The following is a 22,322-nucleotide window of genomic DNA, read 5'->3' as shown; positions in this document are numbered from 1 at the left end:
TACAGCATTATGAAAGACTATAAACTTGAAAAGACGATTTGGACTGAGGCAGATTATGAAGGGATGGGATGGCACGATGCCAATATATATGGTTTTGTATTTCATAACGACAATGCCGATAGTGCTACTACGGATCTGATTTTTGATATTGATTATATCTTCAAATGGGTACAACCTGTGCCACCAAAAGATAATTTCTCGTTTTGGGTCGCTCCATGTACGCTAAGGTTTGAAAACACCTTTGCCCTCGAAATAGACATCGACAGACGTGGAGGGCTGACAGATATGTTTGAGGTTGCAGATTTACATCTATTGAGCAAGTCTGAGGAAAAAGAAAACAAATGGATCTACGAGTGGGTAATAGAATTGCAGGATGGTAGAATAGCATTTAAGGCGACAGGTTTTAAACAGATCGTCCGACAAGAGCCAGTCCTTTCGGATTCACAGGTATTAACTCTTGTGCAGCGAAATGGGATTTCATTTAGCCAGACACCATTTTAATAATCCCTGAGATATATGAACCCATTTATTATCACCACCAGCTTAATACTATACGGATTTACGCTTTTCTGTTGTCAATCATGTTCTCCACAAATATCGAAGGAAGATTTTGTCAAAGTTTCGAAATCTGATATACTAAACCTTGAACCGGGTAAGCTGATAAATTGGAGCAACAGCGACAGCAGTGTGATAATGCGTTATATGTTTAAAGATTTAGATTTTCTAGCAGACTATGTCATGTATGCTGCTATAGAGGTAAGGCATGTACTGGACACGGCATACTATCTGAGGGAAATAGAACCGAGCGAGGATACAGTTGTCAGGGGTGATTCGTTGTATATTTTGTCAAAAGCCAATACGAGTATAAAAGGCTGGCACGAAGTCCATAAGTATGGTAGCCATCGAATGGACTACGACACGGTACAATGGCTAAAGACATTGTCGGAAAGAAAAGACATCGCGTATCAGCACGCTAAAATAGATAGCCTTCCTTATGGCACCTATAAACTCCAAGGGTCGGATTTGATGAAGGTAAAACTTACAGATAATCCCTTTGTCAATAGAGATAAAGATATCTATGGGATATTCTATGTTACTGAGCCTGGTACTGGGCCTGCCTATCTGCTAAATATGGACTCTGTAAGTAGCCTATTGCTCTCTCCCAACCCACCCAAAAAGATTAAGACGATTTATATTAAGGATTAACTTATAGTAATTCTGCAAGTAACGGAATATCCTTAACCGGCTTCCTTCTCGATAGATACCCATCTAAGGACGATATAATTCTCTTCTTGGCTAGCTCCAAGCCACTGTTCTACTGTACGTCCTAATCTTAGATTAGTTTTGAGTTGATCCTCGGTCAAATATCGTGTCATAAATTGAATGTTTTATTTGATGCTGCCCCGTCTGCTTACAATCAACAAGCTCGCACAACAAGCTAGTAGGTAAGGCAAGCTGATGGCGATAAATAACTCAGACTTGGTATGTATCGCTGCATATACACCCCATATGCTCTGATCACTGCTCTCTTTTAAAAAATATATAATTACAGGTATAAGAACATAGACTATAGCACTGGTCACTCCTAGGGCCAGTAAAAGAGCTTGCTTTCGCAGAAGGCTTAGGACAAGCACTCCGATCAAAGAGAACAGCACTACAAAAGATACCACACGCACAATCAATGCTATCATAATCATCTCGCCGGGATTGCCTTGGGCTTTATTGATGGCGACATTAATCAAAAGATCACTACCAATCAATAGAAACACGTATGCGAATAGACTCTTGATCATTGTGATTTTGTTATAGACTATTTTAAAAGTTCAGTTTGTATAGGCTTGATTTCCCATTGACTTTCGCAATCTATCCTAAAAGCATAGTATCCTAAGGGCAAGTCGAGAATCTCTCTAATGGTTTTGTCCCTATTGATTACTTCTTCTAGAGATACAACGCGTATTTCAGAATCTTGGACCTTGTCTTTATTCTCTCTGAACTCCCACATTCCGTCATCAGCATGACGGAATACATAGCTGATTGGCATGTTTTCAAAAAAAACTCCTTTTGTGGTTAATACGGCTATATTCTTATGATCAGTCATGTGTTTTCATTTAGATTAATTTGCCAAACTCACACCTCCCTTCTCCCTATAAATATATCAATTTTTACTATATTTAGATATTGAAGCTTGTCATAGAGAACACTACTCGTATGTAATAAAAAATGAGTCATGCACTTGGAAGAATTTACGCCGCAACATAATGACTCAAAGTAGACATATAGTGACTTTGATTATGTACAGCATGAAGTTGATGGAAATATAATGAAGGATAGGGAAAAGAATAATATAATTCATCTAGCAAGAAAGCGACTAGAGGGGTATTTAACTGCTCTGGAAATAAATAACGAGGTCTTCAGCGTCGATAAACTGCATATTCCACTCCTAACCATGGACTTCCCTCCTGCTACTTCTGTAAAGTTCAGAAATAACATAGCAAAACAATGGGAACAACTCATTCCGACACTTGATAATATCAAATCTCTATCATTCCGATATCGAATAGATGAAAATCTATTTGAAGCTATTTGTAAGATGAAAAACTTGGAGTGTCTGACATTTTGGACTTCAAACATCAAGGACATTTCAGCAATAAGTAAGCTTAAACAACTAAAACGGTTAGAATTGAACCACTTTAGTAAACTGGAGGATATTGCTCCGATTAAAGATCTCCAAAACTTGGAAATTTTAACAATTTCAAAAAGTATGAATATCGTCAACTATGAAGTCATAGGAGAATTAAAGAACCTCATTGGTCTTGCCATAAATGGAGATGCTATAGCTCCAAAGAATCTAAGATTAAAATCCCTTAAACCATTTTCTGGTCTTAAAAAATTGGAACATCTTAATCTAGAATCTACAATAGTCATCGACGAATCTTATGATACGCTTCTTGAGATGGATAGTTTGAAGCGATTCGATATTACTACTACAGTAAAAAAGCCATTACGCGATAGGATAAAAGAACATCCGGTACTAGATTCTGGGTTCTTCGTGGACTATGATTTTGAAAACAATCGGTTTTATGACGGAAAAGCTTGGTAGTGCTCAACAAATGAATCAGTACCACTATAAGAACTTTACAATTGAAGTGATTGACGAACCGACTTACAAATATGAGTCGGTAGATAACAGTTTCTGTTATTCCAGGATTTACTTCGGTGATGATGATGAGCGGTACCCAACTTCAAAACACGGTGTTAAAATATACGAAGGTGACATCGGTATTGACAGCTGTATTATCATTGGTTCGGGGGGCGCAACTGGCATTCATCAAAACTCAACACTTGTAGACAATGACCAGTTATTAATATGCTGTTGCGACACAATATTTTGCTTGGCCCTCCCCGACCTTGCCTTAAAGTGGAAAACACAAGCCGATCAGGCGACTTGTTTTCAGGTTTTCAAACTGCAGGACGGCTACATTGTGCATGGTGAACTTCTGATAACAAAGCTAGACAGAGAAGGCAATAAGAAATGGGAATTTGGTGGTAATGACATCTTTGTATCTATAAATAATGAAGAGGTTTTTAAAATGGACAACGATGGCATTCTCCTTACTGACTTCAGTGGAAATACCTATAAAATAGATTTTGATGGCGACTTATTATCGGATTTTTTAAGTTAATTTATTGAGATATTGATCAAATATGCGGCAAAGATGATCCTGAAAGAAATTAAAGAGAACGAACTCTATCTATACATCAACGGTGAACTTGTATACAAGAGGTGGTTGGATACGGGACAATCTAAGGTATTTGATGTAATGGCTTATGATAAGTATACTTTGTCCAGTATCAGCACACCAGCACCTACAGATACCTTACTGATAGTGAAGGCAAATATAAGGCTGAAGCCCACTGAGGAAGGTGGACGCAAAACAGGTGTTATATCAGGCTACCGTCCCAACCATGTATTCGAATATGGTGCCGAAGGAAATATCGTCCAAACCTATATCGGCGACCTTGTCTTTGGCGACGAAAACTTGCTGATGCCTGGTGAAGAGCGGATAGTCACAGTCCGCTTTATCCCATCAGCAGACTTGGAAAAGTACTTAACCAAAGGCCGTAAATGGTGGCTGCATGAAGGGCCCAACCTGATCGGTGAGGCTGTTATCTTGTAACTTTATCTAATACATAAAAAAACGTGCAATGAATAGGAAATTAACTATACTTTTAACAACTGCCCTTACGCTATTTTCAATGAGGCTACTAATAGCACAAGAGATGCTGAAGGTAGATTATGAAGAAATAGAACGCCGGGTACAGGATAAGAATAAAGAGTCTTATTACCCAAAGTTACTGAAACGATATAATGCTTTTGATAAGACATTGACTCCGGAAGAGTATATGTTAATCTACTATGGTTTTTCTTTTCAAAACACTTATCTCTCCGCCCAAAATGCAGATGGAAAATTATCTGATATCGCTGAATCAAAGGACTACAAAAGGCTGATTGCAGAAAGCAAACGAGTGTTACAGATAAACCCTGTGAGTTTAACGGCCAACAATCTGATGGCTCTGGCTCTGTTTGAAACGGGGAAGGCTGAAGATGGGCTAAAATACCAAAATAGATACCGAGCAATACGCAAAACAATCGCTACCAGTGGTGACGGACTATCGTGCGAAACTGCGCTAAAAGTGATCTTTATATCGGATGAGTATAACATGCTGTACTCCTACTTTGACGTAGAAAAAATACACGCACAGAAACTCGTAGGACTCTGTGATTATTTTGAGGTAGTCCCTACGCAGTATCTACAAGCTAAAGATATCTACTTTGATATATCGAGGAAGCTGATAGCTACGCAAAAACGGCTTGATGGCAATTGATCATCAAAATAAAAGCCTCAAAAAGTTAACGAAAATAAAATTAGAATGCGATGCAAACAGATTTTTACGGAACTATAGCGGATAAGAAACTAATACTCGATTTCATATTTTCGGAGACCAATTACCAAGTTTTTGACCATTACTCTGAGCTAGGACAAGAATTACAACAATACTATTCTACTAAGGAGATTCTAGAAAAATTTGATCTGGAAAAGGGTAAACAATACGCGGTTAATTTTGGTCTTTGGAATCCATTAGACGGCACTAAGAATATCGTTAGGAAAATTGACTTAAATCCGAAGAAATGTAATGGACACACTTTTCGATTTTCAAGTGAAGGTTGGGGTATGCAACGGTTGTATTTTGGCGGAATAGAAAATGAATATCTTAACAGATCAGCGTTTGTAGGATTAAACGAAAAGGGAGCTCTAAATAAAGACTTTTTCAATCCGGAAGATGAAAAGGAAGCCCACAAATTAGACTGGAAGCTTATTCGTTCTGACCAAAGAAAATTAAAGAGCTTTATTGAAAAGAAAATCGGGACAACAAATAAATTTCGAGGAGCAACAATATTGATTAATGCTAATCAACATATAGAGGCTGACAAAATCCACATTAGATAATATGTGTACATGAATCCATTTACTGTCGTTATAAGCTTAATACTTTTTGGATTGACGGTGTTTTGTTTTGTACTTCCTTTTAAAGCGGGTGAAAAACAAACGGCAAACGTGGTGGGATTGATACTGACAATTGTTATATCCGTAACTCTCGTCGGCAATTTAGGTCTTCTAGTTATTTTTGTCTGGCCCATTGTCCTAATGTTTCAGTTCATTTTTATCAGTTATTGGTCTTTTAAACTCTTCAACAGAAAGAAAGTAGGATTATTTGTAGCGCTCGCACTAACTGGGACTTTTGGGGCACTTATATTAAGCCCTTGGATCTCGGACTGGTTATTCAATAAAAACGATGCTCGCAAAATCCTTTCAACCCACGGTATAGACCTGAAGGACGATTTTATACTATTGAAGAATGAAGCTGGCGGATTTCGAGATTACTATGAGATATTCACATTAAAATTATCAGACAATGATTTTGATCGGATAGCTGTCCAAATCAAGAATTCGAAGAACTATAAGGGAATTTTTAAAGATGGTTCGGATTTGCCTTTTGCTGAATATAGCTTATTAGATACAGTAGACTTCGAAACAGAGAATATAATGGTTCGAGAATATTGGATAGATAAAACAAAAATGGCTAATGGAACATATCATTTTAGATTTCAACTAAATAAGAAAAAAAGAGAACTGACTTACATAGGAAGCGATGAATAGATTATTAAAATTACTTTTCATCCTTTTGGGGATAGCACTTTTTATTATTGGAGGATTCTATCTTTTTCTACATATAGCTTTTGATGGACTCTTTACGGGAGTATCTTATGACAAAAGAGATCTTATCGAAAATTATGAAAAACGCAAAGAGGAAATCATTGATGTTAGAAATTATTTCACGTCTATCCTTCCTGAAGGAACGGATGTAATGCTAGAATTTAATAATAATAATGAATTGGGTATTTTCCACGTTACGGTCGATAGCATTCACCAAAGCAATTGGAATTTGGAAATCAATTCGCTAAAAGTGGACTCTCTGTTAAATGAAATAAACTGGACAAAGGAAAAGTTGAAAATACTAAAGGAAAAATTGGACAAAGCAAACTGCATATCTATTGCAGGTCGTGACCCTGTGGTAATAGGTTGGCAAAGAAGTGGAATGGGACTATTTAGCTATGTTCTATTCAACCAAAATTTGAACGAAGATATGATCAAGGATTATAATGATGGATGTTCCTACATTTTCTACAAAGACAATATAGTCCTGAAATATGGAGGTGGAGCAATTGGGATACAGTGCTTCCCTGATTTTTATAAAGTTAAATCTGAAAAATAATGACCATGAAGTAATTCTGTACTTTATAGTTTTTTATAAAGCTTATATTCTTCTTGAATCATCCCTCCAGATACATACTTGATATCGGATGCGTTATAGGTATGACCGGCATATTTCAATGCTTCATCAAAAGAAGAAAATGTAGAAGTACGACCGAATTGTTCATCTGGATCTATGGGTGAGAACTCGTAGATATTTAAAAAGCTCTCACTCCCCTCGTCAAAGGATTCGATATAAGCCACGGAATATCCTTGGTTGCCTTCCTTCTCGATAGCGACCCATCTAAGGACGAGGTAGTTCTCTTCTCGGCTAGCTCCAAGCCACTGTTCTACTGTACGCCTAATCTCAGATTAGTTTTGAGCTGATCCTCGGTCAAATATCGCGGATTAACTGAATGTTTTATTTGATGATGCCCCATCTGCTTACAATCAACAAGCTCGCACAACAAGCTAGTAGGTAAGGCAAGCTGATGGCGATAAATAACTCAGGCTTGGTATGTATCGCTGCATATATATCCCACAGGCGCTTATCATTGCCTTTCTTTAAAAGATATATAACTACGGGTATAAGAACATAGACTATAGCACTGATCACTCCTAGAGCCAGTAAAAGAGCTTGCTTTCGCAGAAGGCTTAGAACCATTTTCTAAAAAAACACTCTTTTGACTTTGTCTCCTTAGGCTAAGTATTAACGTCTAACTGTTTTGGTGGATGGATATCGTATGCAAATATTTCCTTTTCGAGCAGTCGTAAATGATTGCCAAACTCTTTACGCCAGTGCAGATAATTAGTTGACATATAACTTCGGATTCATCTGCTGCAGTATGGGTTGTAATAACTTTTTGGTCTTGGAATGTCCGTACTCCCGAACCGCATATTTTAGTTTATTATAATCCATCGTCTTTCCTTTAGCTAGAGCATTGTTTAGGACCATCTCCCGATCTTCTGCTAAGGTATCAAGATGATTAACTAAATCGACCAAAAGAAATTCGGGTGTTGCTTTTTTGGGAAAATACGGCGTCTTGTGAAAGAAAAATTTCTTACCGTTTAAATCGACCTCACCATGGCGTTTATGATTGTATACGACGCGCTTGTTGTATAGCTGCGTTGTACCTACCCTTAACGCATTATAGCTGTTTGGTGACGTCAATAGAAAATGGTCGTCTTTTAAAAAACTACGCACCAATACCTCGTCTTCGGGAGGAACTACGCCAAATACTGATCGTTTGGGAAAATGATACAAACCGGGGGCTACCTTCTCTAGGGTACCATCGTCGACTAATTGCGCCAAATGCCGATCTACCGCATTAGAGTATCTCGTCAAGTCTTCTCTACGATATACTTTACCCGGTTTTAGTTGTTGTTTTAATTCTGCGACTCTGTCCATAACACGCTCCTCTATAAGCTTTCCTTATACAAAGGTACGAAACAAGAGTTTTATTTGCAATAATTCGGATTTAAAATTCATGCATAAAAAAAATATAACAAACTATAAAATAGTACGATTACGAATAACAAAAACTAAAACACCATTTTGAATACTCCTATAACCTGAAGGTCTTTAGTTTAAGCTTTGGGAAAAATGAATTGGCATAACTATAGTTTCGTATCCTGTCCAGTTCAAGTTCATCCAGGTCATCCGCATGCTCGAGCAGTATCTCCATCGGTATTTCGTAATCCACGCCATCCGAATAGGCAATAAACCGAAACAGGCCATGTTGCCACACATAGAATAGAATTCCTGGACGAAGATTTGCATAAAAGTAGCAGTATATCATCTGCTCCATCATTTCCCTGTTTTTCGATTCGACGACTTTCACCGCGATACGCTCCAAGTACCAACAGAACCGATGAAACCACCGATCCCTCAACTCCTTGTCATAATAGTTTTGCACTGTCTCGATAAACGAAGCCTCTGATCGGTTCATAAAGATCTGACGGGTACCATGTTCCAACAGACGGAATACATATTTGCTCTCGCTCGGCATATTCGAAGGTTTTCTAACAGCTATGCATCCCTCCATCGCGTCATGCTCCAAGAGCTGCATCAAGATGCTGAAGTCGGGGGTGTACTCCAAGAGTGTACAACCTGACAACCGGATCTTTCCGGTATCCGATCTCACTACTCGTCTATAATAGATTACTTGGTTCTTATCTAATGGCCCACTTGGCTTACGTTTAAAATTATTGATATGAACGAATGCGGCTTCCTCTCCATTGATCCGTACAATACCAAACAACTTTGTATTGTCAAACCATTTGACCCGTCCAAAATTAAAGTGCTGTTCGTGCCGTTCGCTAAAGGCATCCTTCAAGCGTGTAGCGAGATCGTTTTTATCGGGTCGATTATCTGTCGAGCAAAATTGTACAATCATCGGTGCACGTTGCATATCGATGATCCTTAGCTCAGTGGGCCATTCATCCTCCGGCACTTCCATCTGGCGGAGTTTGGACCGCTCTGTCCTCAAAAAGTGATTTTGACGTGCTTCTTCAAGTGCTTCATCGATAAGTTTCGGATCTCGGATGATCTCCTGTTCGACTGCCCAGTCGAAGATCTCTACTGGACTTAGTTGCAGAAGTTGGTATGCTCGTCCGTTGACATGACGATGTTGGAACGGCATTGACCCAAAGTCGGGGTCGAAGGCATCAATAGCGGCATGCGAATTTTCATAGTTAAGATTGATGTAAATCAGCATAGGTACTACCGATCTCCCTGTCCGTCGCAGGACATCGAAGCTTTCAGACAATTGTGCGTAGGCCTTTGTTAGTACCTTACGTGACGAGGATACTTTCAGCTCACCGATGGTGAGTGTATCCTCTCTGTCAAGTACAAAGTCTATTTCCCTAAACCGTTTGCTGTATTTGTGGTCACGTCCCAGCTGTTCGTAGGATAGTATCCTATTTTCCTGCCCCCCATAGGGTGCTACCCATTTTCGGACAGCGCTTTCAAGCAGGACAGAAATCTTGTCGGCATATAAACGCTGGCCGTAGCTCTCTCCAATCCGTGATCTTGTGAGGCGCTGTCTCTCCACATACCTACGGTATTCAGGGTCACTGGCCGTGACCAAGGAAATATTCCGTGTGCGTGTGCGAGGATCCATAATCTTTTACATTTTGGTACGGTTTATCGTTAACTAATTGCGTTGAAAGTTTATGGATGTCCTTTCAAGCCTAGCCAAGTAAAATACAAGATACATATTTTTTTTGCATAAAACAACAGCAATAAGCTGATATTAAGTAATTTATAAATTTAAGTGCGTTGACGTTGAGTCTGCGCTAAATGAGAAATATTTTTTTAAAGGCTTCTGGCTTAACATTCTGTCACATTCTTTTCAATTGAAGGTTTGTCAAAATTTCCCTCAGTCTTTTGGCTCTTGTTTCGGGCTTCTTGGCGGTTTGTAATCTAAAATTGATAGCAAATTTATTGGTCTTGCTAAGGGATTGATAAAATGTCTCTGCTTCTTTATCCTTTGCTAATTCTTGCAACAAGTCTTCGGCATCCTGCATAGTAGTATGGGAGTCGTAAGCTCTTGCCCATCGACCATCAGTTTTAGCCTTTTCAATTTCTACATACCCTCTTGGCATCATCTTTCCGTCTGCAATGAGTTTTTTCACTATTACCGTGAGTCATCAATGTGCAATAGGTGTTCTTGATGATGATCATAATCAAGATCTCAACGAACGAATGTATTCTATCTCTCGATATCGCATAACATTATACTTATCGGTCGTAAATAAGATATTTTCAAGGGGCTTACTATCAAATCTAAGCCCCAAATGATAAAGTGAGCCATCATTGATATTAAATGGCCATACAAAGTAGCTCATTCTCTCTTTAAAAGCTTGCTCTTTTTTGCAAATGTTATACCACTTGTCTAAGTGCGCTTCATTATCTTTATCTAATGAGTTATAAAACCGTTTGAGTATATCATGGTCATTATTCGATTTTGCTGATTTTAAATATTCTTCAACTACGTTTAGATACTCTGTAAAAGTATCTTTAAATCGGTATTTTTCAACAGGAATACATTCTTCTTCATCGTAATATTCGTCCTCATAGCTGGTCTTCAAATACTTGTTTTCTGCATACCATGATTCAAGGAACTCGACATCAAGTGCCGATATATGGCTTCGGTCATGGATAGCTGCTATGGCTCGCTCGCGCAAATAGATCTGGTAATCTACCGAAGAGCTGTCATAGCCAATTTTATCCTCCTCATAGATTTTAAATTGCAAGAGATATTCATAAGATAAATCTTCATTACTTTCGCTATGAAGAATATAATTACTTTTTGGCTTGTCATACAAGGTTCTTATATCCGTCACAATCTCGTCGACTACGGTAATAACCAGTAAATAATTGCAGTAAGATTCTTCATCAAAGAAAGCATATCCTTGCTCATTACTAGCTAATTCGCCACAAGTAAATGGATCGTAGAAATGCTCATTCGCTAGGGACTCTATGTCAACTTTCTTGAAGAAACGATTGACTGTGTCTAGGAAACCTTCGACTGCAATACCGGAGTATATTCCCAAAGGATTTATTTTGCTTTGTAGATAGACTAAATCTCTATTCTGAAATGCGTCTAATACATTTTGTACTGTCATAATTTTAGAAAAATAAATTGGTTTTAATTAATCGCTAATAGAACTGCATTATTTAAGAATTCAAACAATTATAAATATACTCATAAAAAACATAATTAAATATATCTAGATCCTGTCATTTACCATTTTAACTCTAGCCAAAACCTCCTCTACCAAACTATCCATTCTTGAAAAAGCAAACCACTTCTTTCCCAGATCTTTTAACGATGCGCCAATATGGTAAAGCTCGCTCCCGTCAATAATAAGAAATTATTTCTTTTTTTTTGCTCTCTAAACTTTTGACTGCGGTGTCAATAAAATCTTTCTCGACTTTGGCAGGCACGCGGTTTGGCATCTAGTTTTACTTATTATTGCTATCGCAATAATAGCCAGTTATGCATACTTAAGAAAGTATAATTTTCTGTATCTCGGATAAAGATACACGCTTCTGTAAGACGAAAATATCAGGTGACCTAATTGGGCTTCCAATATAATTTATTTTTCCTTCGCCTGAGTCCGCTCCACATAACGATCTATTCCCCAATATAAAATTAAAGCGGTACCACAACCTATTCCTAATGTAGAAAATATAAAAAGCTTATACCAATCAATTAGTGGAAATCTAAACAGTATGATCCATAAAAAAACCACGGTGCCAGTTAACATTAAACACTTGATGGATAACGAGAGCCCTTTATTATGTTTTCGGAAATAATGGTCTTTGAAAAGTTGAAAAGGTAATAAGATAAGAATTAAGAAAACAAAAGAAATTGATGGATAAGAATAATCATGCAGCAAAATACTAAAATACTCCCAAAATGAATGCGGATAATTATCATACGGGTTTCCGCCATTTACACCATAATAGTCCCATAAGCTTTTCCCGATAAAAAAAGAGGGGAAATAAATAAACGCAGCAAAAATGTTAAATACAATTTTTCTAGTCATAACTTTCTATTTACAATCTAAACTCAATGATGAAATTGGCGCCCTGCCATCAATTACATCTTTGATAAGCGACCACTCCGGCCTCTTTATTACGGGATCTAACACAGTAGCCTGTCCCTGATGTTGATTAACAAAGTCTGCAATCCCCTCCTGAAATAAAGTCCAAAGCTCGTCAGCTTTTTCAAATAGAATACCGGAATTTGAACCTGTCCTAGAAAAGGTTCCAATGCGGGTGCTGCCGTTAACGCTCTGATAGATGATATTATATCACTCTGCTGTTCCATTGTCTAAAAGTTTAAAATACCATGCAACAGTCTGTCACGTATTATAAGAAGTATGCGTCACTTATAACCAATGTATTGTGTTAATACGGCTTTAAGTATGCAAAATAAACTTTTTTATAGGGATAAACAAGGTTGCGTCCCTTTGATCATAAACTCGGACTTGATGAATCGAAGCCCCGTAACCATTTCTAAATTGGCTTCGAATAGCTGTTGTAAATCTTTTTCCAGCTTGAAAGAAATCTCTTTAAGACTAGTTAATTGATTTTTGGCTTGGACAAATAGTTGCATGTAGCAAGTTAAGGATTGAAAACAATTTCGCGACAAAGACGAACAAATAATATTGTACAACAATACAAGTATGATAAACACCCTTTGTACGGGAAACCGTAGCGCGAGACTTTGTTTTGGCTAATTGATAAATTAATTGTTCGAAAAGGACAATTAAAAAATACCCTAAATTGGGTATTTACCTGACTATTAAAATGGTATAACTTAGTATACTATCAAGAAAACAAGTTTTGCTGAAGTTTTTTACATCTATAGACTTAAATTATGAAAAATCATATATTAATATCCACACTATTCTTGTGGAGTGGGATAGCTATAGCCCAATCGCAGGATATGGTTAAAGAATTCCAAGATACAGCTAAGATTATTTCAGAAGAAAGGATAAAGAATATTATAAAACAAGAAAATCTTATGTCATCGAGCGCCTTTTCAAAACTGATGGAAAGTGATTTTTCTAAAATCCAGACAGGTACGAGAGATGAAAACATAGCTTCAAGTTTTGCGTCTTTATCATTAGATAAAGACAAGCAGGCTTTCTCTATTTCAAAAGAAGTCAAATCTTTTGTCGGAGGTAGACATCGAATTGCAATAAAAGCTGCTGGAGAATTAAATGGAAAAGGTATGTTGGATTTTGAAGACCGACATAAAGTTAAATTAGGTGTTAGTTATACTCATTTACGTACGTTTAGAAATTTTAAAAAAACAGAAGATCCAACACTGTATGCTCTATTATATGATATAGTCAACAAAGAGATTAGTATACAACTTTCCGAAAGGAAACTTGACGGACTACCAATTGTGGATACTATTGGTCTTAACACTGTTCTAGCTAAAAAATTCAATGATGAATTAGATAAAAGAGAAATTGCTTTCTTTGATAACAAATGGTCAAGTAAAAGCTTTTATTGGTTTACCATAAATGTCAATCCGATCAACAATGACAATTTTCGATATATTATTAAAGAAGATATATTAAGTTATGAGAATCCGTACCGTAAAAAAATCAACGTCCCGCAAGTATCACTTTCTCTGAACTATTATAGAGAAAGTCATGCGTGGATTTTCAATCCCAGTTTGAATTTAACAGGGACCTACAAACATAATCTATCAGAAGTACACTCTACAAATGAGTGGAATAAGATATCTCAACTGAATTCTGAAACATATTTGAATGAAGAGTCATCCAAAGTATATGTATTGGGCAATCATGAGTTTCATCAACTCGTATTGGTAGACTTTGGGATACGCATGCTTATGATTAAAAAAAATTGGAACTTAGGGGCAGAAGTGACTTTTAATAACACGAAATTTATTACGCCTGATTCTAAAACCTCGGTAAGTAATATTAACGATGTATCAATAGGCATAGTCGTGCCATTAAAGACTTCAAATGGTAAAAGAACAATAAATATAATGCCCTTTTGGTCATATAAAAAGTACATAAATTATGACAAAGAAAAGGATAGTAATTTTGGAATACGCTTTAATATACCTTTTGGTCTCTAATAAAACATAGCTGTCTTACGAAAATACCTAAAAAGCCATCTGGATTATTACATTTCTCTTTACTATGAATTTTTAACTTTCTCATTGATCTAAATTGGTTAAAAAAACAATATAGCTTGCTCAGATCTTTAACTATATAACCAAAAATTGCCTAAGCCGATTGATGAAGATTGTCTATTATGTATTTACCTTAACTTAGTAACTTAAAAGAAAAAACAATTATTTAAGATTTTTATAACAATAAGATAGTTATCTTTAGGGATAAAAAATATCCGTTTGTTATTTTAGAAATAAAACACCAATATTGACGTGAAGAGTATTTCATTACCCATTTGTTTTATTGCTATTGCAGTATTACTAACACTCATCTCTTGTAATAAAGACAAAAACGATCCGATCATAGAACCTGAGCAGATCATCCAAATTCAATTTGGCAAGGAAAAAATAAAATCAGGAGAAACGGTTACCCTTTTCGGAAATTTCGAAAAGCTACTAAAGGAAAACCCTAAAAATATAACATTTGATTTTTTCGCTTGGATGTGGCTATCTGACAGACGAGAGAAAATTCCCTTTCCAGTGACTATTGAGATACAAGAAATCACTAAAAGCCAAATCACCTTAATTGCCAATTTCAACATCAACAACAAAGAGATTGCGGTAGTTGACATGTTGGTTAATGGCAAACGAGATCCACAATATGCTTCTACGACCATCGAATTGCAGGGAATTCTCCCTGCCGTTAAGTTTAGTTTTGGGCCTTGGAAAGCCCGTATTGGAGAGGTTATCATCTTAGCATCGAGTGAATTCATGGAGGCAGCAAAGGACGAGGTGAAGATTCGTTTTACAGGAAGTGATGAATGGGTTACAGCCTTTCACGTAGAAGCTTTCAAGGAATACCTGGTAGGGCGGGCTTATTTTAAAATCCCGAAAGGAATTCAGCCTGGAGATATTGAATTGAATTTAGATGGTCATGTCATTTCAAAAAGCCAGAACCCTCTGACAATCGTCCCTTCTTTTCCCGCCTTAAAACAGGGATATTGGGGACAACGAGCTAATTTTGGGGCAGGAGAAAATTATAGCGTTGTCTTGGAAGAATATCTAAAACAAGGCAGTATAGGAGAATCCCGCTCAGGGGCTAGCTCTTTTGTCGCCAACAACACCGCTTACATAGTAGGTGGAGCAGGTTTTGAGGCCTTTGGAGGAAATCCGGACTCAAAGAAGCTATGGGAATATGATGTCGATTTTGACATTTGGTTACCCAAAGCCGATTTTCCAGCCGGATCGCTTTCACATGCAGTGGCTTTTGTAATCGATGGCAAAGCTTATGTTGGAACAGGTTTTAGCAATGAACAAGAAAGCAACACCTTCTACTGCTATGATCCCAAGTTAAATACATGGGAGAAAAAGGCAAACTTTCCGGGAGATAAAAGAGCTTTTGCCGTAGGTTTTTCTGCCAATGGCATAGGTTATATTGGCGCAGGATCAAATAACGATCAGTATTTTAATGATTTCTATGCATATCATGCCCAAACAGACACATGGACGAAGAAAGCGAATGTACCAGGTGAAAGAACGGAAGCCTACTCCTTTTCACTGGATGGGAAAGGCTACGTGGGTGGAGGCCGATTGGGCAGACTAAAATATTATGATTTATATCAATATGATGCGAGTAAGGACACTTGGATTCAAAAAAAAGGAATTCCATCCTACGAATATACCAGTGGAAATGTAGCCGTAACAACTGGAAGTGAAGCTTATGTAGGATTAGGATATGATCGTGATAAAAGTCCTCAATTCTATAGCACAAATGAGATTTATAAGTATACTCCTGGGTCAGATACGTGGTCAAAATTTATAAATTATGCAGACGAAACATCAAACAGCTTTAGAAGCCAAAGCACAGGTTTCTTTTTGGACAACACACTATTTATTGGCCTTGGGCAAGCTATAGGAAACAGTCAACGTTATTCAAGTTTTTGGGGATACAAATTAAGTAACGGACAAAATTAATAAGAAGTATATATGAAAAAAGCAATTTTACATTTTACAGGATTAAGCATTATATGCGCATTATTATTGGCTTTTTCAATGGATGACGCCAAAGACATCACTATGTCTTTTAAATCATTGGAGGATATGAGGCTTCTGGCTTAACATTCTGTCACATTTTTTTCAGTTGAAGGTTTGTCAAAATTTCCCTCAGTCTTTTGGCTCTTGTTTCAGGCTTCTTAGCGGTTTGTAATCTAAAATTGATAGCAAATTTATTGGTCTTGCTAAGGGATTGATAAAATGTTTCTGCTTCTTTATCCTTTGCTAATTCTTGCAACAAGTCTTCGGCATCCTGCATCGTAGTATGGGAGTCGTAAGCTCTTGCCCATCGACCATCAGTTTTAGCCTTTTCAATTTCTACATACCCCCTTGGCATCATCTTTCCGTCTGCAATGAGTTTTTCCACTATACCAATATTGCGTTTTGACCAAATGCTCTGTGCTCTTCTTGGTGTGTATTTCTGCAGGTACGAGTGTTCATCATAGCTTTTCCGCTGTCCATCAATCCAACCAAAGCATAGAGCTTCGTCCAAAGCTTCTGTAATTTTTATGGATTCAATCCCAGAGTTAACTTTGAATACTTGTAGCCAGATGCCTTCCTGCATATCTTGATTTTTATCTAACCAATTTCGCCAGGCTTCTTGGGATTTAAAAGATTTGATTATCGCTTCTGCCATCGAAATACTATTAATATTCTTTTTTAATCACAAAAAATGAACCTCTTATTGTTCCTGCCAATTTTGATTTCTGCTGGGCAAATTTAAATTTGTTCAGTTCTTCCGGCACTTCCATACCTTCGGAAAGTTTGAAACCTACGGCTCTTTTCTTTGAGCTGTCCAAGGTATATAGTACATTAATGGAAAGACCGCTTTCATAAAAAACAAACACCCATTTAATTCCTTCTACAAGTAGTGACGCGGTTTCTAATGGTTTTGATGCAATGACAATATTGCGTTCTTCCTTGAGAATATTTGTAACCCAATCCAAAGTTTCTTTGCTATCTGAAACTGGAGTTGTTACAAATTCTGCTTTGTATTTGTTTTGAAAATATCGGGCTTCATTGGCTCGCAAACCAGCAAGTGCAGATGCAAATGGTGATGTTTCTAATCCTTTCTCGTTAACATTTTTAAAATCTACTAAATAGCTCATAATTATATTTTATACATTAATACTGAATAGTTGCACTCAATATTCATCAGTTAGTTGAATAATCTTGTCGCCAAAGAACACAAAAACAGATTTTCCTTTTAGCTCTAATTTATCGCCTTTTTTCAATCCATTTGGAAAATCCATTGCTAAAGTCGCAGAATAATCTACTTCTATTTCCGTGGTGCCATTGTTGTGTTTTAAGAAAGTGATTTGTTGTCGTCTATTATCGAAAAATGATTTCGCTTGTTCGGCTTGTTGCTTAAACTCATTTATTCCATTCAATACCATATTCACTTTGCCATTCTGAACATTTTTAAAAATGATATTGTCGTCAAAATCACAGATCATTTTTTCTATATCGAATTCATTGTAACCGTCAATATAGTTCTGAATTATTTTTTGTCTTTCTTCGTTCATGTTGTCATAAGTTTAGTTTTTGACAGTTAGTTCGTCACAATTACCGCTAACAGTTTGAATATTGCTGAAGGCGGGGACTTTAGGGCTGAAAGCTTAAATTCAGCTGTGAGGTGAACCAAAACACATTCCTATGAGTTAAATTTAAGAAAAAAGTCAATATAATTGGTTTTTTGCGAGATAGAAACTTGAAATTAAAAACTATGCGGCCAAGGTTTCATTTTTGCAGTTGGATGCTACGTTTGTGGGTGCTTTATAAAAGCGGATTGGTACTAGATTTTGTATATTAGCTTTCGCTGACGCAACTGTTATAGGCAATATTAGGAAGACCGTACCAATATCAAATAACCTCTGTACGGGAAACCGTAGCGCTATTTTACCATTTTAACTCTAGCCAAAACTTCCTCTACCAAACTATCCATTCTTGAAAAAGCAAACCACTTTTTTCCCAGATCTTTTAACGATGCGCCGATATGGTAAAGCTCGCTCCCGTCAATAATAAGAAATCGGTCATGGCTCTGCTTGAATTCATGGATCGCAACAGTAGGGTATTGTTGATTGTGCTTTTCTACATCCAGTCGCAATTGCTTGCTGATACTAGCGGTATAAATATGCACTTTTACATTCTTCTTCCTTTTGCTCAATAGCGTTAGTACGGTATCATCTAGATAATTATCAATGAGGACAATGGAAGATGTTGCTTTTCTTATAACATTACTCGCAAATTTATAGGCGTCATAAACTTGACCATCAAAAAACAACCCTTGATGGGGTAACTCGGAGGATTTAATTTGAAAATCTATATTCTGTACCTTATTGACCAAACCTTCTACGGTATTTTCCAGACGATTCATCCGTTGATTTAGCACATAGCCCTTTAACATATAGTCTCGTAATACATTGGTTGCCCAGATACGGAATTGTGTACCTTGCCGGGATTTAACACGGTAACCTACTGATATGATCATATCGAGATTATAGTATTCAATCTTTCTTTTTACGTTTCTGCTTCCTTCTTTCTGAACTGTCAAGTATTCCTTGACAGTTGCTTGCTTGTCTAATTCACCTTCTTTAAAGCAGTTGGAGATATGCAGACTGATGTTTTGTTTTGTCTGCTGAAATAATTCTGCCATTTGCTGTTGAGATAACCAAACCGTTTCGTCCTCTATCCTTACTTCGATACGTTCCGGTAAATTATCAGCTTGGTAAAGTATGATTTCATTGTTAGCCATGGATCCTCATAATTGGTATTAAAGCTTATTGCTTATTTAATCGGTTATACGCTAATATAACTGTAAATGAGCAACTAAACAAATAACATTGCATAAAACACAAGAATGACAAATAACTCTTGTAAGGGAAACTGTAGCGCTATTTCTCTTAGTTCTTCTCTGGAAATATGATGAAGGATAATGAAAAGATTGATAGTGTTCAACAAATGAACCAACACCCGTATAAAGATTTGATTATTGAGGTCCTTAACGAAACGATATACCTTACCTTAAAGTGGAAAATCCAAGCTGACCAGGCCACTTGTTTTCAAATTTTCAAACTGCATGACGGCTACATTGTGCATGGTGAACTTCTGATAACAAAGCTAGACAGAGACGGGAATAAAAAATGGGAGTTTGGTGGTGCTGACATCTTTGTATCTATAGATAATGCAGAGGTTTTCAAAATGGACAACGATGGTATTCTCCTTAGTGACTTCAGCGGAAACATCTATAAAATAGATTTTGATGGTGACTTATTATCGGGTTTTTTAAGTTAATTTATTGAGATATTGATCAAATATACGGCAAAGATGATCCTGAAAAATTAAAGAGGACGAACTCTATCTATACATCAACAGTGAGCTTGTGTAAGAATAGATACCGAGCAATACGCAAAACAATCGCTACCAGTGGTGACGGACGGTCGTGCGAGACTGCACTAAAAGTGATTTTTATATCAGATGAACATTAAACTCAACTAGGTAGATGAGCCAGTTGCGCCCCCGAAACCAGAGAAACAATAGTTATATCCATCAGAAAAGAGCTACTAAAGAAATATCCCAATATTAAAGGATAATTACACGTTAAGCTAGTAAAAACGACATTATTAATTGGGTCAAGTTATCTGTTTCGTAACGGCTTCATAAGCACCCAAAGTTCAAAAAAGAAAAACATTGGCCCGGAAAAACTATAATTATATTTCTTAGCTTTATAATAGATAAGAAACTTATAATCTAAATATGGACCTAACAAAATAGCAATAATACAATGCCTCTAACTCGAAACGACATTTACTTTGAAGAGAATGAAGATCATATCTCGTTTGTGATTAAAATGGTGCATCCGAAAACATATAAGTTTATATTTGCTTTACTATCGACAATCTCTTTAGCTGCCACTTTTTCTTTGATTATCATATTTAATATTTTTGATCATCTTGGCCCCATGTCTTTCGTTCCTCTAACACTTGGATTAATAGTGTCGTTTGCTTTTTTCAAAACATACATGTGGCATCATAGAGGTGAAGAATTTTTCTTGCTGGCTATAGACAATATCAGCCATCAGATTAATAATGGAATTAAACTATCAGAGTTAAAATCCTATGAAGCAATAAAATACAATATTGATTTTATTCCAACAGACGAATATGAGTCCAAACAGGTAGGTACGCTATTATTTTATACGGTTGATCCTACTACTAAACTAAAAAATTTTGTATTACAGAGCACTTTAGAAATCACGATTGATGAATATGAATTTATTGAAATGGAATATATGAAAATCAAAGAGATGTCAACCCAAAAATTAGTGAATATCAATTTGAACTAATAACTTGTTTTCAGCTATATAGTTACGAACATTGCAGTAATAATTCAAATACTGAATCTTCATAGCAAGAGTGTAGTATTCTAGTCCTTTTTTGAAGGTCAGAAATGCTTACCAACGGTAGTCGTGAATATTTTTTCTCAATAACTTAATCATTAGCTTTTTTTATAAAAATAGTGGTTCAAAATAACGAGTCAGATTTTGGTAAGATACCAAAGCTAACTACAGATGATAGTACTATCGTGTATTGGGATGAATGGTCCGCTACACTATTAAAGCGCTAAAACATGAAACCAACCAAAATAAAACAGACCTCACCTGATAAAGTAAGGGGTAAACTGGTAAAGTACAGAAAAGGAGACATTAGATGAATTGAGATTAAAAAGGTTTTATGGAACGAAAATAGGCTCATAGGAGGATGTAACCTATGCGGTCAACGTAAGGATGATCGCCGCTATTAGTATAAATTTAATAGAGTTACTGCTTTATTTGAATATATAGCTCGTAAAAGTCTTTTCCCTTTTTTATCTGTTGCTGACCGACAGTTTTATCCAATTGCCTGAATGTAAGCGTTATTTCGTCTTTGTCGAAAAAACTGTATTTGCTAAAGAGAAAGCCATTTAAATCAGATTTTCCAATAAGGTTTTCGCCATGCCATACAGCAATATTGGCGACACCAATATTGGACGTGTTCCAAAAATGTCCAATCAACGTAATGTCATATATTGAGCTATTGCTTTGCGGAAAGTCGTATTTAATATTTGATTGTTTAAGCTGCAGCTCTAGTTCCTGGAGACCGATCTCGGCCCTCCTCCTATGGATGGAATCGATATTATCAACTGGGTATAGGTAGGAATTCCCAATGTTGTCGAAGGCGGTCTGGCTGCCAAACAGTTGGTTCTTCCCTAATCTAACGCTTAGACGATCCTGAAATATAGCATATTCGTGATTCGATATCTGTCCACTTCGGAAAGCTTCTTCCATGAAGTGCTTATATTTTATTTGAGTTTCGAGGTCTGCGTGCTGGATGGTGTAGAAAAAAGCTTTGTTTGCTTTATCTGATAAGACGGTCTTGTCAAGCCAGCCAAATCTATCCAATATATTTAAAGCTATCCCGCGATTGATGGAGTCCTGGACGTTCATCGCATTTAGCCTTTCATTAAATTCTTTGGAACCGTATCCGTATTTTTTCTGCGCCTCGTTTAGTTCTCTTCGGGTCAGCTGATCGGTGGTATATACTTCTTCTAGTTTTTCATTGATATTTTCTAACGCTAGCTTGGTTTGACTGTAGGCTGGCACACTGCTTAATAATAAAGCTGTACAGCATAGTAACGTGAGAAATGGTTTATAATGATACATATAGTTACAATTTATTTATTATTTTTAGGTTACGCAATTACTTATTTAGAATTATAGACTGCATTTGTAGTCTCTGATCGCTCT

The 22,322-nt window shown here is 36.7% G+C and carries 30 protein-coding genes; 13 read left to right on the top strand and 17 right to left on the bottom strand.

All coding sequences use genetic code 11. The features are described 5' to 3' along the window. Nucleotides 1-9 precede the first annotated feature (9 nt). Nucleotides 10-501 carry a hypothetical protein gene (locus tag JKG61_RS20170; protein WP_202104818.1) on the top strand — a complete coding sequence of 164 codons (492 nt, stop codon included), beginning with the start codon at nt 10-12 and terminating at the stop codon, nt 499-501. A gap of 15 nt (nt 502-516) precedes the next feature. Further along, complete coding sequence (locus JKG61_RS20165) at nt 517-1,206, top strand: hypothetical protein (protein WP_202104817.1); 690 nt, start codon at nt 517-519, stop codon at nt 1,204-1,206. A gap of 32 nt (nt 1,207-1,238) precedes the next feature. Here the strand turns inward: JKG61_RS20165 and JKG61_RS20160 are convergent, their stop codons facing one another. Genes JKG61_RS20160 through JKG61_RS20150 form a run of 3 tightly spaced genes read right to left on the bottom strand, consistent with a single transcriptional unit; the run spans nt 1,239 to nt 2,098 of the window. Next, nucleotides 1,239-1,376 carry a hypothetical protein gene (locus JKG61_RS20160; protein ID WP_202104816.1) on the bottom strand — a complete coding sequence of 46 codons (138 nt, stop codon included), beginning with the start codon at nt 1,374-1,376 and terminating at the stop codon, nt 1,239-1,241. Nucleotides 1,377-1,388: 12 nt separating this feature from the next. Beyond that, nucleotides 1,389-1,793 carry a hypothetical protein gene (locus JKG61_RS20155; protein ID WP_202104815.1) on the bottom strand — a complete coding sequence of 135 codons (405 nt, stop codon included), beginning with the start codon at nt 1,791-1,793 and terminating at the stop codon, nt 1,389-1,391. Between the two features lie 17 nt (nt 1,794-1,810). Beyond that, the gene (locus tag JKG61_RS20150; RefSeq protein ID WP_202104814.1) at nt 1,811-2,098 is read right to left on the bottom strand and encodes a DUF2185 domain-containing protein; all 288 of its coding nucleotides are present in this window, start codon (nt 2,096-2,098) and stop codon (nt 1,811-1,813) included. 222 nt (nt 2,099-2,320) lie between these two features. Here JKG61_RS20150 and JKG61_RS20145 point away from each other — a divergent pair, with 222 nt between their 5' ends. The 7 genes from JKG61_RS20145 (at nt 2,321) to JKG61_RS20115 (ending at nt 6,837) form a co-directional block, all read left to right on the top strand. After that, on the top strand, nt 2,321-3,100 hold the full coding sequence (locus JKG61_RS20145) for a leucine-rich repeat domain-containing protein (RefSeq protein ID WP_202104813.1): 780 nt from the start codon (nt 2,321-2,323) through the stop codon (nt 3,098-3,100). Beyond that, a complete protein-coding gene (locus tag JKG61_RS20140; RefSeq protein WP_202104812.1) occupies nt 3,081-3,683 on the top strand; it encodes a hypothetical protein in 603 nt (200 codons plus the stop codon). Before JKG61_RS20145 ends, JKG61_RS20140 begins: the two co-directional genes overlap by 20 nt. A gap of 33 nt (nt 3,684-3,716) precedes the next feature. Further along, nucleotides 3,717-4,178: a hypothetical protein gene (locus tag JKG61_RS20135; RefSeq protein WP_202104811.1), complete on the top strand. Its 462-nt coding sequence runs from the start codon at nt 3,717-3,719 to the stop codon at nt 4,176-4,178. 79 nt (nt 4,179-4,257) lie between these two features. Then, the gene (locus JKG61_RS20130) at nt 4,258-4,887 is read left to right on the top strand and encodes a DUF4919 domain-containing protein (protein WP_202104810.1); all 630 of its coding nucleotides are present in this window, start codon (nt 4,258-4,260) and stop codon (nt 4,885-4,887) included. Between the two features lie 50 nt (nt 4,888-4,937). Further along, entirely contained in the window at nt 4,938-5,510 is a 573-nt protein-coding gene (locus JKG61_RS20125) for a hypothetical protein (RefSeq protein WP_202104809.1), read from the top strand. Nucleotides 5,511-5,519: 9 nt separating this feature from the next. Next, nucleotides 5,520-6,221, top strand: a complete 702-nt coding sequence (locus tag JKG61_RS20120) for a hypothetical protein (RefSeq protein WP_202104808.1) — start codon at nt 5,520-5,522, stop codon at nt 6,219-6,221. Beyond that, the gene (locus JKG61_RS20115) at nt 6,214-6,837 is read left to right on the top strand and encodes a hypothetical protein (protein WP_202104807.1); all 624 of its coding nucleotides are present in this window, start codon (nt 6,214-6,216) and stop codon (nt 6,835-6,837) included. The genes JKG61_RS20120 and JKG61_RS20115 overlap by 8 nt, the downstream gene beginning before the upstream one ends. A gap of 23 nt (nt 6,838-6,860) precedes the next feature. Here the strand turns inward: JKG61_RS20115 and JKG61_RS20110 are convergent, their stop codons facing one another. From JKG61_RS20110 to JKG61_RS20070, 9 genes are all read right to left on the bottom strand, one after another. Further along, on the bottom strand, nt 6,861-7,079 hold the full coding sequence (locus tag JKG61_RS20110; RefSeq protein ID WP_202104806.1) for a hypothetical protein: 219 nt from the start codon (nt 7,077-7,079) through the stop codon (nt 6,861-6,863). A 157-nt stretch (nt 7,080-7,236) separates the two neighbouring features. Continuing rightward, entirely contained in the window at nt 7,237-7,479 is a 243-nt protein-coding gene (locus JKG61_RS20105; RefSeq protein WP_202104805.1) for a hypothetical protein, read from the bottom strand. Between the two features lie 144 nt (nt 7,480-7,623). Then, a complete protein-coding gene (locus tag JKG61_RS20100) occupies nt 7,624-8,223 on the bottom strand; it encodes a hypothetical protein (protein ID WP_202104804.1) in 600 nt (199 codons plus the stop codon). A gap of 157 nt (nt 8,224-8,380) precedes the next feature. After that, a complete protein-coding gene (locus JKG61_RS20095; RefSeq protein WP_202104803.1) occupies nt 8,381-9,937 on the bottom strand; it encodes a cold-shock protein in 1,557 nt (518 codons plus the stop codon). Nucleotides 9,938-10,157: 220 nt separating this feature from the next. Next, on the bottom strand, nt 10,158-10,451 hold the full coding sequence (locus JKG61_RS23200; protein ID WP_202104802.1) for a YdeI/OmpD-associated family protein: 294 nt from the start codon (nt 10,449-10,451) through the stop codon (nt 10,158-10,160). A 51-nt stretch (nt 10,452-10,502) separates the two neighbouring features. Further along, on the bottom strand, nt 10,503-11,444 hold the full coding sequence (locus tag JKG61_RS20085; RefSeq protein ID WP_202104801.1) for a hypothetical protein: 942 nt from the start codon (nt 11,442-11,444) through the stop codon (nt 10,503-10,505). A gap of 474 nt (nt 11,445-11,918) precedes the next feature. Further along, on the bottom strand, nt 11,919-12,371 hold the full coding sequence (locus tag JKG61_RS20080; protein WP_202104800.1) for a hypothetical protein: 453 nt from the start codon (nt 12,369-12,371) through the stop codon (nt 11,919-11,921). A 98-nt stretch (nt 12,372-12,469) separates the two neighbouring features. Continuing rightward, nucleotides 12,470-12,655, bottom strand: a complete 186-nt coding sequence (locus JKG61_RS20075; RefSeq protein WP_202104799.1) for a hypothetical protein — start codon at nt 12,653-12,655, stop codon at nt 12,470-12,472. 114 nt (nt 12,656-12,769) lie between these two features. Further along, nucleotides 12,770-12,943: a hypothetical protein gene (locus tag JKG61_RS20070; protein WP_202104798.1), complete on the bottom strand. Its 174-nt coding sequence runs from the start codon at nt 12,941-12,943 to the stop codon at nt 12,770-12,772. 264 nt (nt 12,944-13,207) lie between these two features. On the opposite strand from JKG61_RS20070, the gene JKG61_RS20065 reads away from it, so the two are divergent. Together JKG61_RS20065 and JKG61_RS20060 are read left to right on the top strand one after the other, a co-directional pair. Continuing rightward, on the top strand, nt 13,208-14,449 hold the full coding sequence (locus JKG61_RS20065) for a hypothetical protein (protein ID WP_202104797.1): 1,242 nt from the start codon (nt 13,208-13,210) through the stop codon (nt 14,447-14,449). Nucleotides 14,450-14,758: 309 nt separating this feature from the next. Next, a complete protein-coding gene (locus JKG61_RS20060) occupies nt 14,759-16,459 on the top strand; it encodes a Kelch repeat-containing protein (protein ID WP_202104796.1) in 1,701 nt (566 codons plus the stop codon). Nucleotides 16,460-16,610: 151 nt separating this feature from the next. Here JKG61_RS20060 and JKG61_RS20055 read toward each other — a convergent pair whose 3' ends face one another. From JKG61_RS20055 to JKG61_RS20040, 4 genes are all read right to left on the bottom strand, one after another. After that, a complete protein-coding gene (locus tag JKG61_RS20055) occupies nt 16,611-17,174 on the bottom strand; it encodes a YdeI/OmpD-associated family protein (protein WP_202104795.1) in 564 nt (187 codons plus the stop codon). A 10-nt stretch (nt 17,175-17,184) separates the two neighbouring features. Next, nucleotides 17,185-17,646: a hypothetical protein gene (locus JKG61_RS20050; RefSeq protein WP_202104794.1), complete on the bottom strand. Its 462-nt coding sequence runs from the start codon at nt 17,644-17,646 to the stop codon at nt 17,185-17,187. 36 nt (nt 17,647-17,682) lie between these two features. Beyond that, on the bottom strand, nt 17,683-18,063 hold the full coding sequence (locus JKG61_RS20045) for a nuclear transport factor 2 family protein (protein ID WP_202104793.1): 381 nt from the start codon (nt 18,061-18,063) through the stop codon (nt 17,683-17,685). A gap of 368 nt (nt 18,064-18,431) precedes the next feature. Beyond that, complete coding sequence (locus tag JKG61_RS20040) at nt 18,432-19,292, bottom strand: virulence RhuM family protein (protein ID WP_202104792.1); 861 nt, start codon at nt 19,290-19,292, stop codon at nt 18,432-18,434. A gap of 167 nt (nt 19,293-19,459) precedes the next feature. Here JKG61_RS20040 and JKG61_RS20035 point away from each other — a divergent pair, with 167 nt between their 5' ends. Together JKG61_RS20035 and JKG61_RS20030 are read left to right on the top strand one after the other, a co-directional pair. After that, a complete protein-coding gene (locus tag JKG61_RS20035; protein WP_202104791.1) occupies nt 19,460-19,831 on the top strand; it encodes a hypothetical protein in 372 nt (123 codons plus the stop codon). A 556-nt stretch (nt 19,832-20,387) separates the two neighbouring features. Continuing rightward, nucleotides 20,388-20,882: a hypothetical protein gene (locus JKG61_RS20030; RefSeq protein WP_202104790.1), complete on the top strand. Its 495-nt coding sequence runs from the start codon at nt 20,388-20,390 to the stop codon at nt 20,880-20,882. 474 nt (nt 20,883-21,356) lie between these two features. Here the strand turns inward: JKG61_RS20030 and JKG61_RS20025 are convergent, their stop codons facing one another. Next, a complete protein-coding gene (locus JKG61_RS20025) occupies nt 21,357-22,238 on the bottom strand; it encodes a DUF6624 domain-containing protein (protein WP_202104789.1) in 882 nt (293 codons plus the stop codon). Between the last annotated feature and the right edge of the window lie 84 nt (nt 22,239-22,322).

The organism is Sphingobacterium faecale (assembly GCF_016746095.1).
GTDB lineage: Bacteria > Bacteroidota > Bacteroidia > Sphingobacteriales > Sphingobacteriaceae > Sphingobacterium > Sphingobacterium faecale.
Note: the sequence above shows the minus strand (reverse complement) of the source record. Positions and strands in the feature narration are given on the sequence as shown.

Excerpts from the sequence above, each read along its gene's own strand:
- JKG61_RS20170 (WP_202104818.1), top strand. The coding sequence starts at position 10 with ATGAAAGACTATAAACTTGAAAAGACGATTTGGACTGAGGCAGATTAT.
- JKG61_RS20165 (WP_202104817.1), top strand. The coding sequence starts at position 517 with ATGAACCCATTTATTATCACCACCAGCTTAATACTATACGGATTTACG.
- JKG61_RS20160 (WP_202104816.1), bottom strand. The coding sequence starts at position 1,376 with ATGACACGATATTTGACCGAGGATCAACTCAAAACTAATCTAAGATTA.
- JKG61_RS20155 (WP_202104815.1), bottom strand. The coding sequence starts at position 1,793 with ATGATCAAGAGTCTATTCGCATACGTGTTTCTATTGATTGGTAGTGAT.
- JKG61_RS20150 (WP_202104814.1), bottom strand. The coding sequence starts at position 2,098 with ATGACTGATCATAAGAATATAGCCGTATTAACCACAAAAGGAGTTTTT.
- JKG61_RS20145 (WP_202104813.1), top strand. The coding sequence starts at position 2,321 with ATGAAGGATAGGGAAAAGAATAATATAATTCATCTAGCAAGAAAGCGA.
- JKG61_RS20140 (WP_202104812.1), top strand. The coding sequence starts at position 3,081 with ATGACGGAAAAGCTTGGTAGTGCTCAACAAATGAATCAGTACCACTAT.
- JKG61_RS20135 (WP_202104811.1), top strand. The coding sequence starts at position 3,717 with ATGATCCTGAAAGAAATTAAAGAGAACGAACTCTATCTATACATCAAC.
- JKG61_RS20130 (WP_202104810.1), top strand. The coding sequence starts at position 4,258 with ATGAGGCTACTAATAGCACAAGAGATGCTGAAGGTAGATTATGAAGAA.
- JKG61_RS20125 (WP_202104809.1), top strand. The coding sequence starts at position 4,938 with ATGCAAACAGATTTTTACGGAACTATAGCGGATAAGAAACTAATACTC.
- JKG61_RS20120 (WP_202104808.1), top strand. The coding sequence starts at position 5,520 with ATGAATCCATTTACTGTCGTTATAAGCTTAATACTTTTTGGATTGACG.
- JKG61_RS20115 (WP_202104807.1), top strand. The coding sequence starts at position 6,214 with ATGAATAGATTATTAAAATTACTTTTCATCCTTTTGGGGATAGCACTT.
- JKG61_RS20105 (WP_202104805.1), bottom strand. The coding sequence starts at position 7,479 with ATGGTTCTAAGCCTTCTGCGAAAGCAAGCTCTTTTACTGGCTCTAGGA.
- JKG61_RS20100 (WP_202104804.1), bottom strand. The coding sequence starts at position 8,223 with ATGGACAGAGTCGCAGAATTAAAACAACAACTAAAACCGGGTAAAGTA.
- JKG61_RS20095 (WP_202104803.1), bottom strand. The coding sequence starts at position 9,937 with ATGGATCCTCGCACACGCACACGGAATATTTCCTTGGTCACGGCCAGT.
- JKG61_RS20085 (WP_202104801.1), bottom strand. The coding sequence starts at position 11,444 with ATGACAGTACAAAATGTATTAGACGCATTTCAGAATAGAGATTTAGTC.
- JKG61_RS20080 (WP_202104800.1), bottom strand. The coding sequence starts at position 12,371 with ATGACTAGAAAAATTGTATTTAACATTTTTGCTGCGTTTATTTATTTC.
- JKG61_RS20075 (WP_202104799.1), bottom strand. The coding sequence starts at position 12,655 with ATGGAACAGCAGAGTGATATAATATCATCTATCAGAGCGTTAACGGCA.
- JKG61_RS20070 (WP_202104798.1), bottom strand. The coding sequence starts at position 12,943 with ATGCAACTATTTGTCCAAGCCAAAAATCAATTAACTAGTCTTAAAGAG.
- JKG61_RS20065 (WP_202104797.1), top strand. The coding sequence starts at position 13,208 with ATGAAAAATCATATATTAATATCCACACTATTCTTGTGGAGTGGGATA.
- JKG61_RS20055 (WP_202104795.1), bottom strand. The coding sequence starts at position 17,174 with ATGGCAGAAGCGATAATCAAATCTTTTAAATCCCAAGAAGCCTGGCGA.
- JKG61_RS20050 (WP_202104794.1), bottom strand. The coding sequence starts at position 17,646 with ATGAGCTATTTAGTAGATTTTAAAAATGTTAACGAGAAAGGATTAGAA.
- JKG61_RS20045 (WP_202104793.1), bottom strand. The coding sequence starts at position 18,063 with ATGAACGAAGAAAGACAAAAAATAATTCAGAACTATATTGACGGTTAC.
- JKG61_RS20040 (WP_202104792.1), bottom strand. The coding sequence starts at position 19,292 with ATGGCTAACAATGAAATCATACTTTACCAAGCTGATAATTTACCGGAA.
- JKG61_RS20035 (WP_202104791.1), top strand. The coding sequence starts at position 19,460 with ATGATGAAGGATAATGAAAAGATTGATAGTGTTCAACAAATGAACCAA.
- JKG61_RS20030 (WP_202104790.1), top strand. The coding sequence starts at position 20,388 with ATGGTGCATCCGAAAACATATAAGTTTATATTTGCTTTACTATCGACA.
- JKG61_RS20025 (WP_202104789.1), bottom strand. The coding sequence starts at position 22,238 with ATGTATCATTATAAACCATTTCTCACGTTACTATGCTGTACAGCTTTA.